This is a genomic window from Flavobacterium sp. HJSW_4 (genome assembly GCF_042436695.1).
Taxonomy (GTDB): domain Bacteria; phylum Bacteroidota; class Bacteroidia; order Flavobacteriales; family Flavobacteriaceae; genus Flavobacterium.
Genome location: NZ_JBHNPP010000031.1, coordinates 1 through 22,558 on the forward strand (window position 1 = coordinate 1; position 22,558 = coordinate 22,558).

Consider the following 22,558-nt stretch of genomic DNA (forward strand, 5'->3'; position numbering starts at 1 on the left):
CTGCAGTTATGTGGGAGAGTATGTCGTCGCCTTTCTTTTGAAAACCCCATCCAATACGGATGGGGTTTTCTGTTTTATATCCCTTCTGGGAAAAAGCTCCTAAAACGGAACCTTTCTTCTTCCCTAAAACCCCATCTGTAAAAGATGCAGCGTAGCACTGCCCCTAAGGAAACATCATAATTTTATTAAAAGAATTAAATTTTAAACGTGAAAATCATTATTTATAATGATGTGAAAGAAAATGTAGAGTATTAGTTTTGTATAAAGTTGCAATGTAAACGAGGTGTGTCAAGCTATTTTTGGAGAATTAAATTGATATTGTCATGCAATTTTAATTACTTGCTCGAATAACTACTAGTACTAGCATTGGGGAGCTTTACTATATTATTCGAGCTTAGTTGTATTTAAGCATCATCTGATTAATCTACTAAACCATTTTCTACAGCATATTTTACCAGACCAGCTGTGTTCTTAGCATTTAATTTAGATAATAAATTGCGGCGGTGCGTATTTACAGTATTTAGACTTATAAAAGTTTTTTCTGCGATTTCTGCGGTATTGTATTCTTGCGTAATAAGTATCAAAATTTCTTTTTCCCTTGAACTTAATTCCGTTAGATTGGAAACTTGTTTTTCAATTCTAGAACTATTTATAGCGTGTTTCTCTTCTAGTTCTTCTGCAAAGTAATTTTCGCCTGAAGCAATTGAGTTGACAGCTCTTAATAACTCTCCTTTTTCAGCATTTTTTAATAAATATCCATTTACGCCAATTCTTATTAATCTCGAAATAATCATAACATTACTGTGTGTGCTTACTATTAAGATTTTGATTTGCGGATAATGTTTTTTAAGAATCTTACTCAATTCAATTCCATCCATTTCTGGCATGCTTATGTCGAGAATTATAAAATCAATAATGCCTTTTTTAATAATCTCCAACGCTTTTATTCCATTTACGGCTTTATCAACAATATTGATATTCGGTTCTTGTTCTAACAAAGAAATTAGACCTTGTAAGAACATCGTATGATCATCAGCAATAAGTAGATTAATTTTCTTCATTTCATAAATATATTAGTTGCTCTTCAACTCATCAAACGGATTTTTCAGATCTATGCCTTTAATTTGAATTCTTGATTTTGATTGTAAAATTGGAATTTCAATATTGATAATGGTACCTCGTTTTAATTTTGAGTCAATTAGATATGATCCATTTAGTTTGTTAATTCGGTTTTGGAGGTTAATAAGTCCAATTCCTTTGGATGTATTTTCGATTTCGAAGCCTATTCCATTATCCTCAAATAAGAGATTTAATATATTTTCAATATAATTCAGCTGAATTTCGATATCAGAAGCGTTAGCATGTTTAATTGCATTAGTTAGAAGTTCTTGAATAATTTTAAAAACCTCAACTTGAATATTTTCATTCAATTCATTAATCTCTTTCTTCGGGTATGGAATACAAGAAATTCTTATTTTGCTTGCCTCGCTTATGTTGTTTAAATAGGATTCTAAAACTTCAATAAAATTATTCTGATTGAATTTTTTCGGAAGTAAAGTGTGCGATAAATTTCTAACTTGTTGATAGGTTTCATCAAGCTGATGGCTTATTTTTTGAATATTCGAAAAATTAGAAGGATTTAAATGGTTTACTTGCAATTTAATTGCGGCAAGATTCCCACCAATACTGTCATGAAGTTCTTGCGAAATACGCTGTCTCTCTTTGTCTTGCCCAGCAATTGAAGCTTTGATTAATTCTAATTCCTGCTCTTTTAAAATGCTGTTTATTTTTTGAGTACTAATTTCAGTCTGCTTAATATTTAATAAATGCTGGACTTTAAATCTTTTATAAAATTGAAATAAAAGCGCAATTATGGGAATCAATAAAATGAGAAAAGCATTTATGGTAAAAAATTTAAGTTTTTTCTGCTGATTGATTTCTAGTTCTTTTAATTGTTGCTCTTTTTTCAGTAACGATATTTCATTTTGCTTTTTATAGAATGTGTTTTGATACGCAAGAATCGTATTCTCACTATTTTTTCTTGAAATTTCATCTTGAAGAATCATATTTTTAATTGCTTCTTCTTGAGTGGCTAATGTTAGTTTTTTAGCATCATTTTCAAATTTCAAAAAATCAATTTCTTTTTGTTTTTGTGCAGTTTGATATTTGACTTCTAGTTCATTAATTTCCTTGATTCTTTCCAATTTCGAAATAGAGTCTTTAATTCGAGTTGATTTTTCAAAAAAAGAATAAGCATTTTTGTAATCATTTTGTTCTATAGCAATTTTTCGCAATTCATTATAGATGTCTATTTGATTTTGAAGTAATCCAAAATGTATTGATTTTTGAAGTGCTTCAGAGAAAATCAATTTTGCATCGTTATATTTTTTCTGTGAAATATAGCAATCACCAATGGTGATTCTTGAAATAATTGCTAATTGATTCATTTCATTTTCGTCAGCAATAGCAAGCGCCTCCTGAAACATTTTTAGCGCTTCCTGATATTTGTTTTGCGATTGATAATTTTCGCCTAAACCAAGTAATATTGTTGCTTTTCCTTGGAAGTTATTGGTTTTCTCACAGAGGTTTTTTCCTTTTTTATAATAGTCAATCGCATTATCGTAATCTTTCAGCCTGGAATAAATATCTCCAATGTTGATATAACTTCCTAGAATTATTTCTGAATCGTCTTTGTACTCCAAACATTGTTTAAATAATTTTAAAGCATTTTGATAATCGCCTAGCTCTGTATAGGTTTGCGCTAAACCATGCGTATGTGTGTAAAAAAGATTTTTCTCATTGTATTTTAGCGAAGCTTCGATGCCTCTAAGATGCCATTTTTTACTTTCGTTAAATAAACCTCGTTTGTTGTTGTTAATTGCCAACAAATTATATCCCAAAGAAAAAAGCCGATTTTTTAAAGAATCATTAGCGGTTGTGTTATACTTAAAGGCTTGGTTTGTATAGTAAATGGAGGAGTCGATGACGGCTCTTTTGTTGAAATAGTAAGCAAGAAGAAGATTTGCACTTGCAATAGATCGGTTATCTAGTTTTGTTTTTAAAAGAAAATGCGCTTTTTTATAAGCCTTTTTTTCTTCTCCATTATTGTATAAATTATAAAGATCTAGAATTTTTGGATCGTGTTTAACGTTAGAAATTTTTTTGACAGCGAAAGTCTTCTTTTTATTTTCAATCTGTGCCTGTAGATTGAAAGATAAAAAGACAAAAAGCATTAAATAAAGCTTTTTGGACCAGATTGCCATACGTTTTTGGTTTGTATTCTAACTAAGAATAATTTTTTAGGTTTTGTAAACTTGGAGATTCTTTTCTTCTGATTGGTAGGTAAAAGTACTACAAAACATTTGAAATAAATCTTCTGAAAAATAATTTTTTTAAATGAAGTTGTGATATTATAATCATAAAATAAAGTTTTAAATTATTTGTATGTCAGTGAGTTATGATTTTTTTAAAGGCTAAAAGTTTCTTAAATTAATTTGAATGTAGATTTTCTTACTGTAAATTAGTATGACTTTACTTAAATGAATGGATTATGAAAAATAGAATGTTTTTAGCCATAGCATTGTTGATGTTAACAGTCTCGGCCAGCGCACAGAAGAAAATTGAAGTAACAGAACTGCCAAAACCGGCACAAGATTTTTTAAAGAAACATTTTAGTCATACTTCCGTAGAAATTGCTAAAAAAGATGCAGAGCACGGTGAAAAAGGTTATGAAGTTAAATTGAAAGACGGAACAGAAGTCGAATTCTGGAAAGATGGATCGTATCGTGAAGTAGATGGCGGTGACAAGCCAATTCCGACAGATTTTATTCCGGAAAACATTAAAGCTTATGTAGCCAAAAAGCATCCAAATGAAAAAATAACGCACATCGATTATGGACACAAAGATCTTGATGTAGATTTAACGAATAATATTGATTTGGAATTTACGAAAGATGGTAAAATTCTAAAAGACAAAAAAGATGATTAATGGCTCAAATTGTTGCTGAGTTTTGAAAATATAAACGTGAAAGAAAAATAGCTTATATTTACATCTTCTATTATTTGTTTTATGGAAGAAAATAAACATGTAACGATTTACGATATTGCTGAAAGGCTTAATTTGGCAACATCAACCATTTCACGAGCTTTAAAGGATCATCACACGATTAGTGATAAAACGATAAAGAAAGTAAAAAAAACGGCTGAAGAAATGGGGTTTGTTCCCAACACTTTAGCGGCAGGTTTGCGCGGCAACAAAACTAAAACCATTGGAGTTTTGATTCCGACCGTTACACAGCCCTTTTTATCATCATTAATCAGCGGAATCGAAATTACGGCTCAAAAATCAGATTATACGGTAATCATTATGCAGTCGCATGACTCGTATGAAGAGGAGGTAAATATGGCGAAATCCCTTTACAGTAATCGTGTAAGCGGTGTAATTTGTTCGCTCGCTATGGAAACGCGCGATACGTCGCATTTTCATCAATTCTCAAATAATAATATTCCGTTAGTTTTTGTTGACAGGGTTCCGAAAGATTATAATACTTTTAGAGTGGTGATTGATAATTATTCAGCTGGTTATAAGGCTACTAAACATCTTATTGAGCAGGGGTGTATTCGTATTGCTCACATTACAGCAGGATCGGAATTAGGGAATTTATATAACGAACGTAAAAGAGGCTACATAGAAGCTTTAAAAGATCATAATGTTGATATTGACGAAAACCTGATTATCAATTTAAATTCAGTTACTTACGAAGATGGTGTAAAAGCCAGCAATGCTTTGTTTGATTTAAAACCAATGCCAGACGGATTATTTGCTCCTGGAGATATTCTGGCAGTAAGCGCTGTACAAACGGCTAAAAAGCGAGGTATAAAAGTACCCGAAGAATTTAAAGTAATTGGTTTTAATAATGACCCGATTTCTCAGATTATCGATCCTAATTTGTCGACTATCACACATCCCGCAGAAAAAATGGGAAAAGCAGCGGCAGAAATCATCATCAAGAATTTGAAATCGGCTAAAAATGATGATGCAAAAGAAATTACCTTTTTAAATACAGAAGTACTCGCAAGAGAATCTACTCAAAAATAAAATCAAAAATATTCTAAATAGTAAGGCTTATCGATTCGTTTGGTAAGCCAATATTTTTTTATGAAAACAATTACACTTCCAGAAGAAATGAATTTAGAAAAATCGCAACAAGTTCATGTTGTGGGTTATAGTAGTTCTAAAGACGTTTCGAAACAGCAAATTATTTTAAATCAAAATATTATCAGTTTTTTAATTGAAGGAACGAAAGAAGTCATTTTTGATAATGAAGCATTGTCAATAACACCTTCAAAGTTTATTGTAATGAGATCTGGAAATTGTTTAATGACAGAAAAAAGAGTTTCTGAAATTTCTCTTTATAAAAGTGTTCTTTTGTTTTTTTCTAATGAAATGCTTCATAATTTCATTAGAAAAATGGAATCTGAAAGATCAGAATCAATTGAGTCAAAGTCAGTTTATGCGTTTGATTATGATGATTTCTTAAAACGTTTTGTAGAAAGTTTAACTGATATTTCTAACCTTTCTAAAGCGGTTCAGTCAAAATTATTGGAAGTTAAATTTGAAGAAATTATGCTTTACTTGACTGATAAATACGGAACAGATTTTCTTTATTCTTTGACAACAAACAGTGATGATGCGGCACAAAAATTCATTAGGACCATCGAAAACAGTCATTTAAGCAAACTGACTTTGAAAGAATTGGCTTTTTTATGCAACATGAGTGTTTCGACTTTTAAAAGAGAATTCGAAAAATACTATTCTGAATCGCCTATAAAATGGTTTCAAAACAAAAGACTGGAACATGCGCATTATTTGTTGAGTCAAGAAAAGAGCCCTTCAGAGGTTTATTTTGAAGCTGGTTATGAAAATCTTTCAAGCTTCAGTCAGGCTTATAAAATCAAATATGGTGTAACGCCCAAACATTATAAAACAATTTGAGCTTTTAGCAATAGTTTTTGAACTTTTGTCTAAAATTATTCGGCGATTCCAAATCTAACTTTGCTTAAAATTTTAAATCAGATAAAATGAAAAAGCTAAGTTTAATTTTGGCGATGTCAGCGATTTTTTCGACATCTATTTTTGCACAAAAAACATTCACATTAAGCAGTAAAGATTTAGGAGGAGAAACTACTAAAGTCCAAGAATTCAACGGATTTGGATGTTCGGGTGAAAACCAATCTCCGCAATTATCTTGGAAAAATGCTCCAGAAGGAACCAAAAGTTTTGCCGTAACAATGTATGATCCTGATGCGCCAACGGGAAGTGGATTCTGGCATTGGGTTGTATTTGATATTCCAGCAAACGTAAACGAATTGGTAACCAATGCAGGAACAAAAAATCTTGTTCCAAAAGGAGCAATTCAAAGTGTTACCGATTATGGAATTAAAGGATTTGGAGGGCCTTGTCCGCCAGTTGGCCACGGATACCATCAATACATTATTACGGTTTATGCTTTAAAAACCGATAAATTGGGAACAGACGAGAATACAAACCCAGCTGTAGTAGGATTCAATCTTTGGAACCAAACTTTGGCAAAAGCTAGTATTATAGCATATTACAAAAGATAAATTAGAAATAAGGAATCTAAAATTTACCATACTGTAGGCAGGATAGTTTTTAAAATTATCCTGCCTTTATTTGTTTATGAAATTATTTTTTTTGAAAAAAGCAGCGCTAAAATTTTTTTCTTAAATAACAATCTTATATTTTTACGCAACCGATTGCGATTGTTGTTTTGTTTAGGATAATTTATTTTTTAGATTAAAATTTTATCAAATATTTTTATTGTAATGAAAAACATTGATTCTTTCAAAATGGAAATTTTAAAGAATAAATTAAAAACCAAAATGGCTTCATTAAGATTTGTTTTCCTCTTTCTTTTGATTTCCTTTTCGGCTTCTGCTCAAAAGGATTATAAATTGTGGTTGCAGTATAACACTGTGAACAATTCTGCAATAGCTTCAGAATACAAAAACAATCTAAAAGGAATTGTTGTTTTAGGAAATTCAGAAACTATTAAAATTGCGGAAAAAGAACTTAAAACGGGATTTCAAGATATGCTGGGTTTCATTCCAGAAATCAAATCAGATGTAAAAGGAGAAAATAATCTAATCGTTGGTTCGCAATCCAATTTAAATTCCGAAATAAAAAAAGAACTACAATCTGATTTTGGTAAAATAAATGAAGAAGGTTTTATCATCAAATCAGTTTCTATTGAAAACAAAAAACAGATTATTATTTCAGGAAAAAATGATGTTGCCGTTTTATACGGAGTTTTTAATTTTCTGAGAATTTTACAAACTAATAAATCGGTTAAAAATTTAAATATTGCCGATTCTCCAAAAACAAATATCAGAATTCTGAATCATTGGGATAATTTAGATCGAACAGTTGAAAGAGGTTACGCCGGATTTTCACTTTGGAATTGGCAGAAACTTCCTGATTTCATAGATCAGCGTTATATTGATTACGCTAGAGCGAATGCTTCAATCGGAATTAACGGAACGGTTTTGACGAATGTAAACGCGAATGCTTTAATTCTGACGCCACAATATTTGGAAAAAGTGGAAGCTTTAGCGAATGTTTTTAGACCTTACGGAATAAAAGTCTATTTAACCGCAAGATTTTCAGCACCAATCGAAATTGGAAATCTAAAAACGGCAGATCCAAAAGATCGCGAAGTTATAAAATGGTGGAAAAATAAAGCAGCAGAAATCTATAAACGAATTCCCGATTTTGGAGGTTTTTTGGTGAAAGCCAATTCAGAAGGTCAGCCTGGTCCGCAAAATTATAGAAGAGATCACGTTGACGGAGCAAACATGCTTGCCGATGCTGTTGCGCCTTTTGGCGGTGTAATTATGTGGAGAGCATTCGTATATTCGGAACATGATGCTAATGATCGTGCGAAACAAGCTTACGCAGAATTTCAGCCTTACGATGGAAAATTCAAAGAAAATGTAATTGTTCAGGTAAAAAATGGAGCGATTGATTTTCAGCCGAGAGAACCTTTTCATCCGTTATTTGGAGCAATGCCAAAAACGCCTTTAATGATGGAATTTCAAATCACGCAGGAATATTTAGGCTTTAGCACGCATTTGGTTTTTCTACCCAAATTATTTCAAGAAGTTTTAGAATCAGATACGTATCGAAAAGGAAAAGGTTCGACCGTTGCCAAAGTTGTGGATGGAACTTTATATCAAAATAAACTAACAGGAATTGCTGGCGTTGCCAATATCGGAAACGATTTAAACTGGACAGGACATCCTTTTGCGCAGGCAAATTGGTACGGTTTCGGAAGGCTGGCTTGGAATCCGTATTTAGATTCGGAAATTATTGCTGATGAATGGTTGCGAAGTACTTTTTCTAACGATGAAAATTTCATTAGACCTGTAAAAAATATCATGATCGAATCTCGCGAAGCAGTAGTAAATTACATGACACCTTTAGGGCTACATCATATTATGGACACTGGCCATCATTACGGACCAGGACCTTGGGTTTCAAATTTATCAAGACCAGAATGGAATCCGACGTATTATCATAAAGCCGATAAAAACGGAATTGGTTTCGATCGATCTAAAACAGGAACGAATGCAACTGCCCAATACGCGCCTGAAGTTGAAAAACTTTTTGATAATTTGGAAACTTGTCCAGAGAAAGATCTTTTATGGTTTCATCACGTTTCATGGGATTATAAATTGAAAAATGGCCAGACGCTTTGGAATGGCATGGCGTTGAAATATCAGGAAGGCGTAAATCAAGTCAATGAAATGCAGAATGTTTGGAGGAAAACCGAAAAATATATTGACAGCGAGCGTTTTCATGAAGTCGAAATGTTATTGAAAATTCAGTACAAAGAAGCAAAATGGTGGCGCGATGCCTGTTTACTGTATTTCCAACAATTTTCTGAAAAAGAACTTCCGGCAGGAGTAGAAAAACCTACACAAAAATTAGATTATTTTAAATCGTTAAAATTCCCATTTGCACCGGGAAATGGATAAATATATTTTAAAAATTATGAGTAATAAAACAGCAATTGTAACCGGAGGAAATTCGGGATTAGGATTTGCAACAGCAAAAAAACTTTGTGATAACGGAATCAAAACCTACATAATCGGAAGGTCAAAAGATAAAACTGAAGAGGCTTGCAAGGAAATTGGAGAAAATGCTATTCCGGTAATCTTTGATTTAAATGATTTAGCTGGAATTCCTGCAATGATCGAAAACATTACAAAAGAAAACCCAATTGATATTTTGGTAAATAATGCCGGAATCAATCTTAAAAAAGAATTTTTGGATGTGACTGATGAAGATTTCTTTTCGATAATTCACACCAATCTTTTGAGTGTTTTTGCCGTAAGCAAAGCAGTTGTGAAAAATATGAAAGAAAACGGAGCAGGAAGTATTGTAAACATCAGTTCGATGGCTTCACAATACGGAATCCCAAAAGTAATTGCTTATTCGGCGAGCAAAGGTGCAATAGAATCTATGACGCGCGCTATGGCTGTTGAATTAGCGCCACTCGGAATTCGTGTCAATTGTGTTGCCCCAGGTTTTATCAAAACAAAAATGTCGGCTAAAGCCTTGGACAGCGATCCGGAAAGAAAAAATAAAGTGTTAGGAAGAACGCCAATGGGCTTTTTGGGCGAACCTTCAGACATTGCAGATGCCGTTTATTATTTCGCTTTAAGCGAATCAAAATATACCACCGGAACTATTTTGCCAGTTGATGGCGGAAATAGTATTGGATTTTAATTTAAAGTTACTAAGGGACAGAGGCTCAAAGGTTCAAAGGTTTTTTAAAGCCACAGATTAAAGGATTAAAAAGATTAAAATCAGCTCAATCTGCAAAATCTGCGGGAAACAAAACTTTGCATCTTAGCGACTTTGCGAGATTAAAAAAATAAGTATGATAAAAATGCAACAAACAATGCGTTGGTTTGGACCCCAGGACAACGTAAAACTTATCGATATAAAACAGGCCGGAGCAACAGGAATTGTAACCGCCTTGCATCAAATCCCTGTTGGGGAAATTTGGTCAGTTCAAGATATTCAGGAAAGACAACAAATAATTAAAAATGCAGGTTTGGAGTGGACAGTTGTAGAAAGTCTTCCGGTTCATGAAGAAATCAAACGCGCTTCTGGAAATTATTTGCAATACATTGAAAATTATAAAATCAGTTTAAAGAATCTGGCAGATTGTGGCATCAAAATCATAACCTACAATTTCATGCCGATTCTGGATTGGGTGAGAACCAATCATGATTTTATAAATGAAGATGGAAGTAAAGCTTTGCTGTACAATCAGGATGCGTTTACTTATTTTGATGTATTTCTTTTGAAAAGGCCAAATTCGGAAAATTATTATTCGGACGTAGAAAAAGAAAAAGCATTGCAATTTGGAAATCAGTTGAATGAAGATGAAAAAGCATTGCTTTTCAAAAATGTTTTGTTGGGATTGCCAGGAAGTAAAATTAATTTTACGGCAGAACAGATTTTGTCGCTTTTAGATAATTATGCCGATATCAATAACGAAAAGCTAAGAGAAAACCTGATTTATTTTTTATCAGAAGTAACGCCAATTGCGGAGCAAAACGGACAAAAACTAGCGATTCATCCAGACGATCCGCCGTTTTCGGTTTTGGGACTTCCAAGAATTGTTTCAACAGAAGCTGATTTGAAAGCGATTTTTACCGCCGTTTCTTCAACCGCAAACGGATTGTGTTATTGTACAGGTTCACTAAGCGCTGATCCAAAAAATAATCTGGAGAAAATAATTGACGATCACGAAAACCGAATTCATTTTTTACATCTAAGAAATACTATCCGCGAAAGCGAAACTATTTTCAGAGAATCGGAACATTTAGATGGCGATGTAAATATGGGGGCAATTGTAGAAAAATTATTGCTTTTAATGAATAAAACCAAAGTGAGTCTGCCAATGCGCCCCGATCATGGTTTTCTTCACGAAGCAGATGAAAAAACAGAAACGTATCCGGGTTATTCGTTGACAGGAAGATTAAAAGGGCTTGCCGAATTGAGAGGTTTGGAAATGGGGATTGCTTATAAATTGAATTTGTAAAAGTCTTTTACGCAGAAAATTTCTCGCAAAGACGCGAAGGTGCAAAGACTTTTTCTTTTAAGCTTTTAAATAAAACTTTGCGACTCTGCGACTTTGAGAGATTAAATAAAAAAACTTGTCACAATGTCTTTAAAAATCAAAACATCCTACATTATTTTACTGCTTTTCCTAATCGGATTAAGCACAAAATTGCACGCCATAAATCCAGAAAAATATGTAGTTAATGAATCTTCAAATGAAAGTTTTCCTTTAGTTTCAAAAGGAAAAACAGCTTCGATTTTGGTGAGCGATAAAGATTATGCAGGAGTTTTAAAAGTGGTAGGACATTTAGAAAATGACATTTTTAAAGTTTCGGATTTACATCCAAAAAGAATTAAAAAGATTTCTGAGGCAGAAGATTTTGTTGTCATAATTGGAACATTAGGAAAAAGTGAAATCATTGATCAATTAGCTAAAAAAGGCAAAATTGATGGAAACGCGCTTCAAGGAAAATGGGAAAAATTTACAACGCAGATTGTCGAAAACCCGTTTAAGGGAATCAAAAAAGCACTCGTAATCGCAGGTTCAGATAAAAGGGGAACGATTTACGGAATCTATGATTTATCGAGTCAGATTGGAATTTCGCCTTGGTATTTCTGGGCCGATGTTCCTGTGAAAAAACAATCAGAATTGCATGTTTTGTCAGGAGTTCATACACAGGGCGAACCAAAAGTAAAATACCGTGGAATCTTTATAAATGATGAGGCTCCAGCTTTGACAGGTTGGGCTTTTGAGAAATACGGCGGATTCAATTCGAAATTTTATGATACTGTTTTTGAATTGATTCTGCGAATGAAAGGCAACTATTTGTGGCCAGCAATGTGGGGCAGAATGTTTTATGTCGAAGATCCGCAGAATGCTGTTTTAGCTGATGAATACGGAATTGTGATGGGAACTTCTCATCACGAACCGTTAACTCGAGCACATGCTGAATGGGTAAAATCAAATGGAAAATGGGATTTTAATACCAATTCGGAAGCTCTGATTAATTTCTGGAAAGACGGAATTAAAAGAATGGGCAATAAGGAAACCCTTGTCACAATTGGAATGCGTGGCGATGGCGACGAACCGATGACGGAAGGAACTGCAATTGATTTATTAGAAAATATCGTCAAAACTCAAAGAAACATCATTCAGGAAGTAACCAAAAAACCGATGGAAGAAACGCCACAAATGTGGGCGCTTTACAAAGAAGTTCAGGATTATTATGATAAAGGAATGCGAGTTCCAGACGATGTAACGCTTTTATTGTGCGATGACAATTGGGGAAATATCCGCAAATTACCAGAACTGAACGCAAAACCAAGAAAAGGCGGTTACGGAATTTATTATCACTACGATTATGTCGGCGGTCCGCGAAATTACAAATGGATCAATACCAACCAAATCGAACGAACTTGGGAACAAATGGATTTGGCATATCAATATGGAGTTGATAAAATCTGGATTGTAAATGTGGGCGACATCAAACCAATGGAATTTCCGATTGAGTTTTTCTTGGATATGGCTTGGAATCCAGAAAAGTTTAATGCGGGAAATCTACAAGATTATTATGTGAATTGGGCAAAAGAGAATTTCGGAAATCAGTTTTCAGAAGAAATTGCTGAGATTTTAAAGTTATATACGAAATATAACGCTCGTCGAAAACCAGAATTATTAGATGCTAAAACGTACAGCATAACCAATTATAACGAAGCTGACCGAGTTATTGCTGATTATCAGAAATTGGTAGAAAAAGCCAATTCGATTAACGAAAAATTGCAACCCGATTATAAAGATGCTTTTTATCAGCTGGTTTTGTTTCCTGTTTTGGCGAGTTCGAATTTGAATGAATTGTATGTTGCAACGGCTAAAAATCATTTGTATGCAGAGAAGAGAAATGCTTTAGCAAATGTTTATGCTGAAAAAGTAAAAGAGTTGTTTGAAAAAGACAGTCAGTTGACGAATTATTATCATACAAAATTAGCAAATGGAAAATGGAATCATATGATGTCGCAAACGCATATTGGTTATGATAATTGGCAGCAACCGGATAAAAATGTAATCCCGAAAACAAGGAGAATTGCGCCTGAAGTTCAAGCGATAAAAGTTGTTAGTGCTGAAGAGATGGCAAAAAAGGAAACATCAACTAGCAAAAATCAATATTTAGCTCAAGTTCATGGTTTTATAGAGAACGACGGTTATATTTCAATAGAAAGCAAAAATTATTCTAAAGCAATAAATTCAAATTCTGTAAAGTGGACTATAATTTCGAATCTCGGTAAAACAGATTCAGGATTAACAATCAAGCCTTCGAATATTCAACCAATTGAAATTTCAGAGCAATCGCCAAGATTAGAATATGATCTTCATTTTTTCAGCAAAGGAAAAGTAAAGGTAAAAGCGTATTTTTCGCCAACAATCAATTTTAAAATTGGTGACGGATTAAAATACGGAATTGCTTTCGATTCGGAAAAACCACAAATTATGAACCTCAACACAGATTCGTCAGAGAAAAATTGGGCTGAATCGGTTGCAAACAATATTCAAATTATAACGTCAACGCATCAAATAGAAAATGCAGGAAATCATGTTTTGAAAATTTATGCGATTGATTCGGCTTTGGTGCTTCAGAAAATTGTTATTGAAACGGAAGAAGGAAAAGTTTTGGAGTCGTATTTAGGACCGCCGGAGAGTTTTAGGAAGGAATAATGCGATAAAGTATCACGTTCTATTTGTCATTTCGACGAAGGAGAAATCTCCGCAAGAAGCTCCACAATGAAAAACGACAATCTTTGTAGAGCTGTTTTAGGGGTTGGAGGTTCGAACCCCTCCGGGGTCACTTACGAAAATTACTACCCACTCAAAATGATATGATTGTGGATAAGCATTGAAGATAATCGTTGCGGATTTAGACCTGATAGGTCTCCGTGGAGAGAAAACTATTAACTATTTAAACCAAAAGATATGAGATTTATTAAACCTTATTTATTTGCCGTCACGACCTTGCTGGCTGTGAGTTGTACATCGCAAAAAGAAACGGCTTCATTAAAAGATGTATATAAAGATGATTTCTACATAGGAACTGCTTTAAGCGCCAACCAAATCGAAGTCAAAAATGAGAAAGAAGATTCTTTGATTCAAAAAGAATTCAATGCGATTACAGCCGAAAATATAATGAAATCCATGTACATTCATCCGCAGAAAGACAAATATGATTTTGCTTTATCTGATAAATTTGTGTCTTATGGAGAAAAGAATAAAATGTTTATTCACGGACATACCTTGATCTGGCACAGCCAATTAGCGCCTTGGATGGAGAAAATTGCTGACAGTACAGAAATGAAGGCTTTTATGCAGGATCATATCAATACGATTGTTTCAAAATATAAAGGAAGAATTGGTTCTTGGGATGTTGTAAATGAAGCTTTAAACGAAGACGGAACTCTGAGAGAATCGGTTTTTTTGAAAACACTTGGCGAAAAATATTTGGTTAATGCTTTCAAATTAGCTGCAAAAGCTGATCCGAAAGCAGAATTGTATTATAACGATTATAATATCGAAGAACCAGCAAAAAGAGCAGGAGCGATCGCTTTAATCAAAAAAATAAAAGCGGAAGGTGGAAAAGTAGATGGAGTTGGAATTCAGGGGCATTGGAGATTAGAAAGTCCGTCTTTAGAAGAAATAGAAAAAAGTATTTTGGAGTATTCGGCTTTAGGAGTTAAAGTTGCGTTTACCGAATTGGATATTACTGTATTGCCAAATCCGTGGGATTTAAAAGGAGCAGAGATCAGTCAGAAATTTGAAGGAAGCGCGAAAATGAATCCATATCCAAAGGCTTTGCCAGATTCTATTCAAAACAAGCTTGCAGAACGTTACGCTTCGATTTTTAAATTATTTTTAAAACACAAAGACAAAATCAGCAGGGTAACTTTTTGGGGCGTTCATGACGGGCAATCTTGGTTAAACGATTGGCCGATAAAAGGAAGAACAAATTATCCTTTGCCGTTTGATGTCGATTTAAAACATAAAAAAGCTTACGACAGTATTTTAAAACTTAAAGAAACTGAAGAATAAGTATTAAAAAAGGATAAGTTTTGATAAATTAATCAACAATCGGTTGTGGTTTGAAAAATAACTTAAATAAAGTGAAGTAAATTTGCATAATATGTTTTTTTGTCTAATTTTACACAACCGATTGTTTAAATGGAAATTGAAATAATCTTGTCATTTCCTAGAGATGAGAAATGACCAAAAAACTGACTAACTTTATTTTTAGAAACCACTTTTGCTTACATAACTACCAACAAATGACCACAAACCCACGAATGACTAACATTTCACAAAAACTATCCATCAAAGAAAAAATTGGATACAGCTTAGGAGACTTAGCAGCTAATCTGGTTTTTCAGACTTTGATGACATATTTGGCGTATTTTTACACCGATATTTATGGCTTATCACCAACCGATTCTTCTATCATTATGCTGATCGTTGGTTTAGTTGCAGCCTTTATTTTTAATCCTATTATTGGAGTTTTAGCAGATCGAACAAGTACCAAATGGGGAAAGTTTAGACCGTGGATTTTAATAACCGCAATTCCACTTGGAGTAGTGGCTTTATTAGCATTTTCAACTCCCGATTTCTCTTATAAAGGAAAAGTAATTTATGCGGTGATAACCTATACTTTTTTGCTGCTTTTTTATGCAGGAAATAATCTGCCTTATTCTGCTTTAAGTGGTGTGATTACGGGCGATATGAAAGAACGAAATAGTATGTCATCGTACCGCTTTGTTGCCGTTATGTTTGCTCAGTTTTTCGTTCAGGTTTTTATGCTCGGAATTATAAAAAGTGCTGGAAACGGCGATAAAGCAATAGGAATCGAGAAAGTAATGACCGCTTTGGCGATTATCGGAACAATCATGCTTTTGATTACTTTTTTAACAACGAAAGAAAGAATCATTCCGAAACCAGAACAAAAGTCAAGTGTTAAGGAAGATTTGAGCGATTTAATCAAAAATAGACCTTGGGTCATTATGCTTACGCTGACGACTTTGGTTTTTGTGACTTTGGCGATGAAAGGCGGTTCGTATGTGTATTATTTTGAAAACTATGTCAACAAAGAACAATTAGCCGTTTTTATTCAGCCAATATTAGATTTTCTAACTACGATTGGATTGAATCATTTTGGTAATGATCCTGTTTCTGCGGGCTTCGGTTTATTTAATGCGGGCGGAATTATTTTTATGATTGTCGGAATCACATTGTCTAAAAACCTGGCTGATAAATACGGAAAAAGAAATGTTTTCGGCGTGTTTTTATTCATTTCGACTTTATTCATTATCGCTTTTTATTTCTTTCCGCCAGCGTCAATCGGATTAATGTTTTTTTCTCAAATCTTGCACGGATTTTTCTACGGAATCACAATCCCTATTCTTTGGGCAATGATTGCCGATGTTGCCGATTATTCAGAATGGTTGAATAACCGTCGTGCAACTGCTATTATTTTTTCTGCCATGATGGTCGGATTAAAAGCTGGATTGAGTATTGGAGGCGCTTTAACAACCTTATTTTTAGGATATTTTCGTTACGTTCCAAATACTTCTCAACAATCAGAAACAGCGATAAACGGAATCAAATTATTAGTGAGTATTTTCCCTGCAATCCCTTTTTTAATTGGAGCTGGATTGCTGTTTTTCTATAAAATTAATAAAGAAATGGAAGTGCGAATCGAAACAGAACTTAAACAAAGAAGAACTTAATTATTTAAATAAAATATCACTATGCCTGAAGATAGCATTGAACACATTAATTTTGAACAAATTAATGAACTGGCGATTTCAAAGCCTTTAGTATCACATATTTATACAGCCGATCCTTCGGCGCATGTATTCAACGGTAAAATTTATATTTATCCATCGCATGACATCGATGCGGGAATTCCGTTTAATGACAATGGAGATCATTTTGGGATGGAAGATTATCACGTTTTTTCTATGGAAGACATTTCGTCAGAAGCCGTTGATAATGGCGTTGCGCTGCACGTAGATGATGTTGCTTGGGCAGAAAAGCAAATGTGGGCGCCTGATGCGGCACATAAAAACGGAAAGTATTATTTGTATTTCCCCGCAAAACGTGCCAACGGAATTTTCCAGATTGGAGTTGCGGTCAGCGATTCTCCAGCTGGGCCTTTCATTCCAGAAAAAGAAGCTATAAAAGGAAGTTACAGTATTGATCCAGCCGTTTTTGAAGACGAAGATGGCAAACATTATATTTATTTTGGAGGAATTTGGGGCGGACAGCTTCAGAAATATCGAAATAATAAATACGATCAGAATAATGAAGAGCCGACAGCAGATGAAAAAGAGTTGGGACCTATCGTGGCTAGACTTCGACAAGATATGCTGGAATTTGACGAAGAGCCGAAAGAGATTTTAATTCTGGATGAAAATGGAGAAGTGATAAAAGCAGGCGATAACGACCGTCGTTTTTTTGAAGCTTCTTGGGTTCATAAATACAACGAAAAATATTATTTCTCGTATTCAACGGGAGACACGCACTTTATTTGTTATGCGATTGGCGATAATCCGTATGGGCCATTTACGTACCAGGGAAGAATTTTGAATCCGGTTGTGGGATGGACATCACATCATTCGATTTGTGAAGTGGAAGGCGAATGGTATTTGTTTTATCACGATTCAAGTTTGTCGAAAGGCGTAACGCATTTGCGAAGCATGAAAGTAACCAAAATCGATTATCTAGAAGATGGTTCGATTATTACGATTGATCCTTATGGAATAAGAAGATTGATTGATTAAGGTTTTTTGTGTAAAAAAATTTAGCAAAAATTACAATCGGTTGTGTTGTTCTTATTTTGCTTTTTTGTCATTGCGAGGAACGAAGCAATCACATTTGCTGAATCAATTTTAGTGAGGTTGCTTCGTTCCTCGCAATGACAAATTTTAGGATAAATGTTCTTATGAAACCGTTTCGCGTGAGGGATAGAAGTGGAAAGCCCACAGCCGCGAGGAACGAGCAGGCGAGGACTTGGAACGGATAGCCCGATTCGCCGCGGCGAACACGCCCAAATTATGAAGATTAACACATTTAAAAAAATAACAATTTTAATCTAAAAAATAATTTTTTGTAAAAGATTTTTATCTACTTTAGCATAACAGAACGGAACAGAACGGTATGCCAAAAGAAGAAGAAAAATTTGAGTTTATAATTAACCACGAAAGTGATATTCCGAAGTACCAGCAGTTGGTTGACGGGATTACAAATGCGATTGCGGAGAATATTTTGCAAAAGGGAGATTTGCTTCCGTCTGTGAATGTGATTTGTAAAACGTATCAGCTTTCGAGAGACACGGTTTTTAAGGCGTATTCGATTTTAAAGGATCAAAAAGTAATTGATTCTGTACCGAATAAAGGCTATTATGTTGCGGGCGAAACGAGAAAAGTGCTTTTGGTTTTGGATACGTTTAAGGCTTATAAAGAGGTTTTGTATCATTCGGTTGTGAATAATCTGCCTGATAATGTAATTATTGATGTACAGTTTCATCATTATAATATTGATGTTTTTAAAACAATCATTAATAACGGAATCGGGAAATATTACAAATATGTGGTGATGAATTTTGACCACAAGGATATTCCGCCAGCATTGTCGGCGATTTCGAAAGATAAATTGCTTTTGATTGACTGGAATATCAGAGCGGATAAAGCGAATAATTATGTTTTTCAGGATTTCGGAAAAGCGTTTTATGATGCTTTAAAAGAAGCGGTTGATTTGTTTAAAAAGTATAAAAAAATAGATTTTGTATATCCGGATTTCACGAATCATCCTTGGGAAACAGTTGAGTTTTTTAAGAAATTTTGTGCTGATTTTGGTTTTGAATATGACCTCATCACAGATCCGAAAAAGTTCAATATTGAAAAAGGAATTGCTTATATCAGTGTAAGTGACAGGATTTTAGGATACTTTTTAGAGCAATGCAAAGAGAAGGATTTTGAACCTGGAAAAGACGTTGGTTTGCTTTCGTACAACGATACGCCAATGAAGAAATTTATATACAAAGGAATTTCAGTTGTTTCGACTGATTTTAACGAATTAGGAACCAAAGCAGCGGCATTTATTACGCATGACGAAGAAACGAAATGTTATGTGCCGACTAAATTAATAATAAGAGAATCATTGTAAGTTATGTATTATATCGGTTATGATATTGGAAGTTCTTCTGTCAAGGCAGCCTTGGTGGAAGCAGAAACAGGCAAAAAAATCATTGTTCTGAATGAGCCTCAAAACGAAATGGAAATCCTTTCGATTCACCCAGATTGGGCAGAACAGGATCCAGAAATGTGGTGGCAATACATTTGTACAGCAACAAAAAGAGCAATTAAAGAAGCTAATATCGATGCTTCTAAAATTCAGGGAATTGGTATTTCGTACCAAATGCACGGATTGGTGATTGTTGATAAGGAAGGTGCTTCGTTACGTAATTCAATTATCTGGTGTGATAGCCGTGCGGTTGAAATTGGAAACAAGGCTTTCGCCGAAATTGGAGAAGAAAAATGTATGTCGCATTTATTGAATTCGCCAGGAAATTTCACTGCTTCGAAACTGAAATGGGTTAAAGAAAATGAACCTCAGCTTTATAGCAAAATTGATAAATACATGCTTCCAGGAGATTACATCGCTTTGAAATTGACAGGCGAAGTAACGACAACTAAAAATGGTTTGTCTGAAGGAATGCTTTGGGATTATAAAGAAAATAAAGTGGCAGATTGGCTTTTAGATTACTACGGAATCGATCAGTCACTGACGCCAAAAATTGTAGAGAATTTTACGAATCAAGGTGTTGTTACTGAGAAAGCTTCACAAGAATCTGGTCTTCCTGCGGGAATTCCGATTGTGTATAGAGCGGGAGATCAGCCAAATAATGCTCTGTCGCTGAATGTGCTTCGTTCGGGAGAAGTGGCGGCAACAGGCGGAACTTCTGGCGTTTTCTATGCGGTTACAGAAACTAATTCAGGAAAAAGTACTCGTGTAAACAACTTTGTTCATGTGAATTATACAGAATCAAATCCGAGAGTTGGAAAATTACTGAATATAAACGGAGCGGGAATTCAATACCGATGGATGCGAAACAATATCGGAAATGAGTCGTACGAAGAAATGAATGAAAAAGCATCTCAGATCAATGTAGGTTCGCAAGGATTGGTTGTGATTCCGTTTGGAAATGGTGCCGAAAGAATGTTCAATAATAAAAACATTGGTTCTCATATTTTAAATCTGAACTTTAATATTCATACCAACGCGCATTTATTCAGAGCATCTTTGGAAGCCATTGCGTTTTCTTTTGTATACGGAATGGAATGTTTGAAAGATGATAATGCGACAATTAATGTCATTAGAGCTGGAAATGATAATCTTTTCCGTTCTGAAATTTTCTCGAATACCGTAGCAACATTAATTGGTCATGAAATCGAAATTTACAATACAACCGGTGCAGTAGGAGCGGCGAGAGCAGTAGGCTTGACAGATGGCGACTTTGAAAAATTTGGTTCAGGAATTACAACAAACGATCACGTAATGACTTTTCTTCCTTTAAAAAATAAAGAGGAATATGAAAAAGCATATCAAAACTGGAAAAAAGAATTAGAATTAATATTAACAAACAAATAAAAAAATAAATAAAATGATAGTTTTAGGAGATAAAGAATACTACAAAGGTATTGGCCAAATTAAGTTTGAAGGAAAAGAATCTGACAATCCAATGGCGTTTAAATATTACAATCCAGACCAAGTTGTAGCTGGAAAAACAATGCGTGAGCACTTTAAATTTGCTATTGCTTACTGGCATACTTTCTGCGGTCAAGGTGGGGATCCATTCGGACCTGGAACTCAAAATTTTGCTTGGGATGCATCATCAGATCCGTATCAAGCGGCTAAGGATAAAGCAGATGCTGCTTTTGAATTTATCAGCAAAATGGGATTTGATTATTTCTGTTTCCACGATTACGATTTGATTAATGAAGGGCCAACTTTCGCAGAATCAGAAAAACGTTTAGCATTCATTACAGATTACTTAAAACAGAAAAAAGCAGAATCTGGAATTAAATTGCTTTGGGGAACTTCAAACTGTTTCTCAAACCCAAGATTCATGAACGGAGCAGCTACAAATCCTGATTTTAATGTTGTGGCAAGAGCCGGAGGACAAGTAAAATTAGCTTTAGATGCTACTATCGCTTTAGGTGGAGAAAACTACGTATTCTGGGGAGGTAGAGAAGGTTATATGTCTTTATTGAACACAGATATGGGAAGAGAATTAGACCACATGGCGCAATTCTTAGCAATGTCTAGAGACTACGCAAGAGCTCAAGGTTTCAAAGGAACTTTCTTTATTGAGCCAAAACCAATGGAGCCATCTAAGCACCAATACGATTTTGACTCTGCAACTGCAATTGGATTCTTAAAACAATACGGTTTAGACAAAGATTTCAAAATCAATATCGAAGTAAACCATGCTACTTTGGCACAGCATACTTTCCAACACGAATTAGAAGTTGCTGCAAAAGCAGGAATGTTAGGAAGTATCGATGCAAACAGAGGTGATTACCAAAACGGATGGGATACAGACCAGTTTCCAAATAACATTCAAGAAACTACTGAAGCAATGTTGGTTTTCTTAAAAGCTGGCGGATTGCAAGGTGGTGGAGTTAACTTTGATGCTAAAATCAGAAGAAACTCTACAGACTTAGAAGATGTTTTCTTGGCACACATCGGTGGAGCTGATACTTTCGCAAGAGCTTTATTGACTGCTGATAAAATCATTTCTTCTTCTCCATACGAGAAATTAAGAAAAGAGAGATACAGCTCATTCGATTCTGGAAAAGGTAAAGATTTTGCTGATGGAAAATTAGGTTTAAAAGATCTTTACACTATCGCTCACGAAAATGGAGAATTAAATCTTCAAAGCGGTAAACAAGAATTGTTTGAAAACATCATCAACCAATATATTTAATCGGTAAGATTTTAAAATAGATTTCACCTAACGGGTTTTAAAGCCCGTTAGGTTTCTACAAAATATTTAGTGAGACAAAATATCTAAATAATTTTAAGTTTTTAAATATGATAGCTATAAAACGTTAGTATTTTTGAAACTACTTTTTTTAGATGAAAACTGAGAAATGTGTATTAAGATAATGGCCTATTTTTTGACTTTTGAATGGAAGAGAATGGATTGAAGGTTTAGTTACTATTTTCTTTTTATTCGAAATTGAAAATGAAGTCAGTTTGATAAGAATTAGTGTGAGTTAAATTTTTATTGAAGGTTTTTTGAAGAGCAGAATCGATCGAAATGCACATTTTTTCTCGCTAGAATTTATTTAGAAACTTTG

At 34.2% G+C, this 22,558-nt stretch carries 16 protein-coding genes; 14 read left to right on the forward strand and 2 right to left on the reverse strand.

What is annotated here, in order from left to right; all coding sequences use genetic code 11:
* Positions 1-419: 419 nt before the first annotated feature.
* Together ACE01P_RS20700 and ACE01P_RS20705 are read right to left on the reverse strand one after the other, a co-directional pair.
* Positions 420-1,061, reverse strand: coding sequence for a response regulator (locus ACE01P_RS20700; protein ID WP_379700941.1), 642 nt, complete (start codon positions 1,059-1,061; stop codon positions 420-422).
* 12 nt (positions 1,062-1,073) lie between these two features.
* Positions 1,074-3,263, reverse strand: coding sequence for a tetratricopeptide repeat protein (locus tag ACE01P_RS20705; RefSeq protein WP_379700942.1), 2,190 nt, complete (start codon positions 3,261-3,263; stop codon positions 1,074-1,076).
* A gap of 287 nt (positions 3,264-3,550) precedes the next feature.
* On the opposite strand from ACE01P_RS20705, the gene ACE01P_RS20710 reads away from it, so the two are divergent.
* The 14 genes from ACE01P_RS20710 to xylA all read left to right on the forward strand — a co-directional run bounded on the left by ACE01P_RS20710 (position 3,551) and on the right by xylA (position 22,182).
* Entirely contained in the window at positions 3,551-3,988 is a 438-nt protein-coding gene (locus ACE01P_RS20710) for a PepSY-like domain-containing protein (RefSeq protein ID WP_379700945.1), read from the forward strand.
* 81 nt (positions 3,989-4,069) lie between these two features.
* The gene (locus tag ACE01P_RS20715; RefSeq protein ID WP_379700947.1) at positions 4,070-5,098 is read left to right on the forward strand and encodes a LacI family DNA-binding transcriptional regulator; all 1,029 of its coding nucleotides are present in this window, start codon (positions 4,070-4,072) and stop codon (positions 5,096-5,098) included.
* A gap of 60 nt (positions 5,099-5,158) precedes the next feature.
* Positions 5,159-5,995: a helix-turn-helix domain-containing protein gene (locus ACE01P_RS20720; RefSeq protein ID WP_379700948.1), complete on the forward strand. Its 837-nt coding sequence runs from the start codon at positions 5,159-5,161 to the stop codon at positions 5,993-5,995.
* 86 nt (positions 5,996-6,081) lie between these two features.
* Complete coding sequence (locus ACE01P_RS20725) at positions 6,082-6,624, forward strand: YbhB/YbcL family Raf kinase inhibitor-like protein (RefSeq protein ID WP_379700949.1); 543 nt, start codon at positions 6,082-6,084, stop codon at positions 6,622-6,624.
* 279 nt (positions 6,625-6,903) lie between these two features.
* On the forward strand, positions 6,904-9,057 hold the full coding sequence (locus ACE01P_RS20730) for an alpha-glucuronidase family glycosyl hydrolase (RefSeq protein ID WP_379700978.1): 2,154 nt from the start codon (positions 6,904-6,906) through the stop codon (positions 9,055-9,057).
* Between the two features lie 16 nt (positions 9,058-9,073).
* Entirely contained in the window at positions 9,074-9,811 is a 738-nt protein-coding gene (locus tag ACE01P_RS20735; RefSeq protein WP_379700950.1) for an SDR family NAD(P)-dependent oxidoreductase, read from the forward strand.
* Between the two features lie 163 nt (positions 9,812-9,974).
* Positions 9,975-11,138 carry a mannonate dehydratase gene (gene uxuA, locus ACE01P_RS20740; RefSeq protein ID WP_379700979.1) on the forward strand — a complete coding sequence of 388 codons (1,164 nt, stop codon included), beginning with the start codon at positions 9,975-9,977 and terminating at the stop codon, positions 11,136-11,138.
* A gap of 123 nt (positions 11,139-11,261) precedes the next feature.
* On the forward strand, positions 11,262-13,868 hold the full coding sequence (locus tag ACE01P_RS20745) for a glycosyl hydrolase 115 family protein (RefSeq protein ID WP_379700951.1): 2,607 nt from the start codon (positions 11,262-11,264) through the stop codon (positions 13,866-13,868).
* 255 nt (positions 13,869-14,123) lie between these two features.
* Positions 14,124-15,233, forward strand: coding sequence for an endo-1,4-beta-xylanase (locus tag ACE01P_RS20750; RefSeq protein ID WP_379700952.1), 1,110 nt, complete (start codon positions 14,124-14,126; stop codon positions 15,231-15,233).
* Between the two features lie 251 nt (positions 15,234-15,484).
* Entirely contained in the window at positions 15,485-16,918 is a 1,434-nt protein-coding gene (locus ACE01P_RS20755; RefSeq protein ID WP_379700953.1) for an MFS transporter, read from the forward strand.
* Positions 16,919-16,939: 21 nt separating this feature from the next.
* On the forward strand, positions 16,940-17,974 hold the full coding sequence (locus tag ACE01P_RS20760) for a glycoside hydrolase family 43 protein (RefSeq protein ID WP_379700954.1): 1,035 nt from the start codon (positions 16,940-16,942) through the stop codon (positions 17,972-17,974).
* A 376-nt stretch (positions 17,975-18,350) separates the two neighbouring features.
* Positions 18,351-19,358 (forward strand): GntR family transcriptional regulator, encoded by a 1,008-nt coding sequence (locus ACE01P_RS20765; RefSeq protein WP_379700955.1) that lies wholly within the window; start codon positions 18,351-18,353, stop codon positions 19,356-19,358.
* Between the two features lie 3 nt (positions 19,359-19,361).
* Positions 19,362-20,843, forward strand: a complete 1,482-nt coding sequence (locus tag ACE01P_RS20770; protein ID WP_379700956.1) for a xylulokinase — start codon at positions 19,362-19,364, stop codon at positions 20,841-20,843.
* A gap of 13 nt (positions 20,844-20,856) precedes the next feature.
* Positions 20,857-22,182, forward strand: coding sequence for a xylose isomerase (gene xylA, locus ACE01P_RS20775; RefSeq protein ID WP_379700957.1), 1,326 nt, complete (start codon positions 20,857-20,859; stop codon positions 22,180-22,182).
* Positions 22,183-22,558 lie beyond the last annotated feature (376 nt).